The sequence below is a fragment of the Vibrio sp. R15-SG3-ISO1A genome, from assembly GCF_059833955.1.
The window spans coordinates 1-3,468 of the sequence record NZ_JCBDGH010000005.1 but is presented as its reverse complement, the minus strand read 5'-3'; the positions used below and the strand labels follow the sequence as shown (position 1 = coordinate 3,468).

General features: G+C 53.8%; 4 protein-coding genes and 1 pseudogene. All 5 read left to right on the top strand.

From position 1 onward, the window contains the following. Positions 1-48: 48 nt before the first annotated feature. Positions 49-513, top strand: a pseudogene (locus AC6R0L_RS00260) (molybdopterin cofactor-binding domain-containing protein); the annotation flags it as partial. Between the two features lie 45 nt (positions 514-558). Further along, entirely contained in the window at positions 559-1,707 is a 1,149-nt protein-coding gene (locus AC6R0L_RS00255) for a molybdopterin cofactor-binding domain-containing protein (RefSeq protein ID WP_500627883.1), read from the top strand. Beyond that, complete coding sequence (xdhC, locus tag AC6R0L_RS00250) at positions 1,700-2,602, top strand: xanthine dehydrogenase accessory protein XdhC (protein ID WP_500627882.1); 903 nt, start codon at positions 1,700-1,702, stop codon at positions 2,600-2,602. Before AC6R0L_RS00255 ends, xdhC begins: the two co-directional genes overlap by 8 nt. After that, positions 2,589-3,107: a 2-oxo-4-hydroxy-4-carboxy-5-ureidoimidazoline decarboxylase gene (locus tag AC6R0L_RS00245; protein ID WP_500627881.1), complete on the top strand. Its 519-nt coding sequence runs from the start codon at positions 2,589-2,591 to the stop codon at positions 3,105-3,107. Before xdhC ends, AC6R0L_RS00245 begins: the two co-directional genes overlap by 14 nt. Beyond that, positions 3,104-3,427, top strand: a complete 324-nt coding sequence (gene uraH / locus AC6R0L_RS00240; protein ID WP_500627880.1) for a hydroxyisourate hydrolase — start codon at positions 3,104-3,106, stop codon at positions 3,425-3,427. The genes AC6R0L_RS00245 and uraH overlap by 4 nt, the downstream gene beginning before the upstream one ends. Positions 3,428-3,468: the final 41 nt, after the last annotated feature.

The following is a 3,468-nucleotide window of genomic DNA, read 5'->3' as shown; positions in this document are numbered from 1 at the left end:
AGGTTAAAAGAAACAGGATGACAGAACCCTCCAGCACCTAACCGCGTCACCGTTGATATGCGCCGCATGGGCGGTGGATTTGGCGGTAAGGAGAGCCAAGCGGCGCAATGGGCATGCTTAGCGTCATTGGGTGCGTACTACACTCGACAAGCGGTCAAGCTGCGCTTGCCGCGCGCGCTCGATATGACGGCAACAGGCAAACGCCACCCTTTCTATCAAAGCTATCAACTGAGTGCCGACCGCAACGGTATCATTCAAGGCGCAAATATTGCCATTCATGGCCTATGCGGCCACTCACCGGATCTCTCTGATGCGATTGTCGACCGCGCGATGTTTCATGCAGACAACGCCTATTCACTCGGTGAAGCGACCATCGTGGGTCATCGCTTAAAAACCGACACTGTGTCTCATACGGCGTTTCGTGGTTTCGGTGGCCCGCAAGGGATGATCGTCATAGAAAAAGCGATGCAAGAGTTAGCGATTGCCACCGGCCAAGACCCGCTTGATGTGCGTCTTAACAATCTCTACAACGAGAATAAGCACACCACGCCTTACGGCATGGAAGTGTCTCAACACCAAGAGATGCGAGAACTGATCACATCGCTCGAAGATCGCTGTGATTATCGTCAGCGCCGAGAAGCGATTGCTCAGTGGAACCTCACTCATCCATATCTGAAAAAAGGCTTGGCGCTCACCCCGGTGAAGTTTGGAATTTCATTTACTGCCAAGCACCTCAATCAAGCTGGCGCCTTGATTCATGTCTACACCGACGGTTCGGTACAGGTCTCACACGGCGGCACCGAGATGGGCCAAGGTTTACACACCAAAGTGGGACAAATCGTCGCGCAAACCCTGGGCGTCTCACTTGACGCCATACTGGTCACCTCAACACGCACCGATAAAGTGCCCAATACCTCACCGACCGCCGCCTCTTCGGGCGCCGATCTCAACGGCATGGCGGCGCACAACGCGGCGGCAGAGATCAAACAAAGGCTGATTGAGTTTGCTAAAAGCCATTATCAAGTCGCAGAGATCGATATCGAAGGCGGTCAATTGATCGGTACCACAACACCAGTCAGTTGGGCGGAACTGGTGCAAGCGGCGTATATGAACCGCGTTTCCCTCTCCGCGACCGGCTTCTATCAAACGCCGAAAATCGGCTATGACAGAGCCAGCGCGAGCGGTCGACCATTTTACTACTTTGCCCTTGGCGCCTCGTGTTCTGAAGTGATGATCGACACGCTAACCGGTGAAATGACCGTCGAGCGCGTCGACATCCTCCACGATGTTGGCAACAGCTTAAATCCGGCCATCGATAAAGGCCAAATTGAGGGTGCCTTTATCCAAGGTTTAGGCTGGTTAACCTGTGAAGAATTGGTCTGGGCAGACGATGGGCGTTTACTCAGTAACAGCCCAATGAACTACAAAATCCCCACCATTGGTGATTACCCCAAACAGTTGCACATCGATTTGTTCGACAAACCCAACCCAGAAACCAGCATTTATCGCTCTAAAGCGGTGGGTGAACCGCCATTTATGCACGGCATCAGCGCTTGGTGCGCCATTTTTGATGCGATCTCGTCCATTAGCGAACACCAACACGCCGCCTTGCTGCATGCGCCTGCGACCGGCGAGGCGATTCTCTCTGCATGCGAAGACCAACTGACCTGGCTCGAGCAACGAGCGAAGGAGCACAGCCATGACTAATTCGCCATTTCTCCATTCCCGCTCACTCTCATGGCTCAGTGCCTGTCAGCAGCTGGAGACACAAGGTGTGGCTTACTGCATCGCTACCGTGATTGCCAGTGTCGGCTCGGTACCTCGTAATCAAGGCGCTAAGATGGTGATCACCGAGAGCGCCCAGTTTGACACGCTTGGTGGTGGAAACTTGGAATACCAAGTGATTGAAAAAGCGCGTCAAGGGCTGGCGACCTCCCAATCGACTCTTACCATCGAACGCTTTTCTCTCGCCGCCGATCTTGGCCAGTGTTGCGGCGGCGGTGTGCAAGTGATGTTGGAGTATTTCCTTACCCAAACACCACACGTCGTCGTGTTTGGGGCTGGGCATGTCGGCCAAGCGCTGTGTCGGATCCTAACTGAGCTGCCCTGCCAGTTGCATGTTGCCGATACCCGCAGTGAGTGGTTAGCTCCGCTCAAAGATGCCCACATTCATACCCATCTGATCGAGGATGTCACGCAAACCCTTGCATCGCTACCTAGCCATGCTTACATCGTGGTGATGACGCAAGATCACGCCCTCGATTTCGACATTACTCGCCAAGCCTTGGATGCCAACAGGTTTGCTTTCGTTGGTTTAATCGGTTCAGAGGGGAAAAAGCAGCGCTTTAGCTATCGCCTGAAAGAGCAACTGGCCGACCCGGCCACGCTTGAGCACCTCACCTGCCCGATTGGGCATCCTGATGTCAAAGGCAAACTGCCGATGCAAGTGGCTATTTCGGTCGCAGCGCAGCTCAATGCGTACTTTGCCAGCCACACATCCTCGCCGATAGAAACGAGCCCAGAATCGCTTTGGCGCGAGGCCAACGACGCTCGTCAACTCGTTACCTCCAAACTCGAAAGGAATGCGCATGACTGTAGCTAAAACCACAAGTGATACCTCAAGCAAACGCCCGATTGCGCAGCTCGATGCCTTCGCGCTCAGTCAGATTTGCGCCAGTTTGCGCTGGCAAGCCTTGGTGATGGAATCGGCACCCTTTCAAGACGGTGAAGCACTGCGCCATAGCGCAAGCCGAGCCTTCCAGCAGCTTGAAGAGAAAGATTGGCTTGAGGCCTTTGCCGGGCATCCAATGATCGGCGATCTCGCCAGTCTAGAAAAGAAATACGCGCAAGGCCGAGCACTCAGTGAAAAAGAGCAGAGCCACGTGGCCAGCGCCGATAGAGAGACCCTAGAGCGATTGCTCACGCTCAATCAGCGCTACCGAGAGAAATTCGGCTTCATTTTCATCGTCTGCGCGACCAACAAAAGTGCCAAAGAGATGCTCGCACTGCTTAAATCCCGGATTGGTCGAAGCCGAGAAGTGGAACTGCGCGAAGCCGCGCAAGAACAGATCAAAATCAGTCAAATTAGAATGGAAGCTTATTTATGAACACGCTCAGTTGCCATATCCTCGACACCGCCAGTGGTCACCCCGCAGCAAACATTGAAGTGGAACTCTATCCACTTGGCGCACAGGATGCCATCGCCCGCATGTACACCGACGATGATGGCCGCGCCCGTTTTGATAACACCACATTAGCAGCAGGCAGTTATACCCTGCGATTTTTAGTCGCCCCCTACTGCCAACGCGTATTTTCCAACGCCTTTTTCCCCTATGTGGACGTGCACTTTAGCGTTTCAGACACGCGTCATATCCACATTCCGCTGCTGCTCTCTCCTTACGCTTACTCCAGTTATCGAGGCAGTTAATCATGGCTAGACAGATTCACCGTGGCAGCTTGTTGCACTTT

Excerpts from the sequence above, each read along its gene's own strand:
- AC6R0L_RS00255 (WP_500627883.1), top strand. The coding sequence starts at position 559 with ATGGAAGTGTCTCAACACCAAGAGATGCGAGAACTGATCACATCGCTC.
- xdhC (WP_500627882.1), top strand. The coding sequence starts at position 1,700 with ATGACTAATTCGCCATTTCTCCATTCCCGCTCACTCTCATGGCTCAGT.
- AC6R0L_RS00245 (WP_500627881.1), top strand. The coding sequence starts at position 2,589 with ATGACTGTAGCTAAAACCACAAGTGATACCTCAAGCAAACGCCCGATT.
- uraH (WP_500627880.1), top strand. The coding sequence starts at position 3,104 with ATGAACACGCTCAGTTGCCATATCCTCGACACCGCCAGTGGTCACCCC.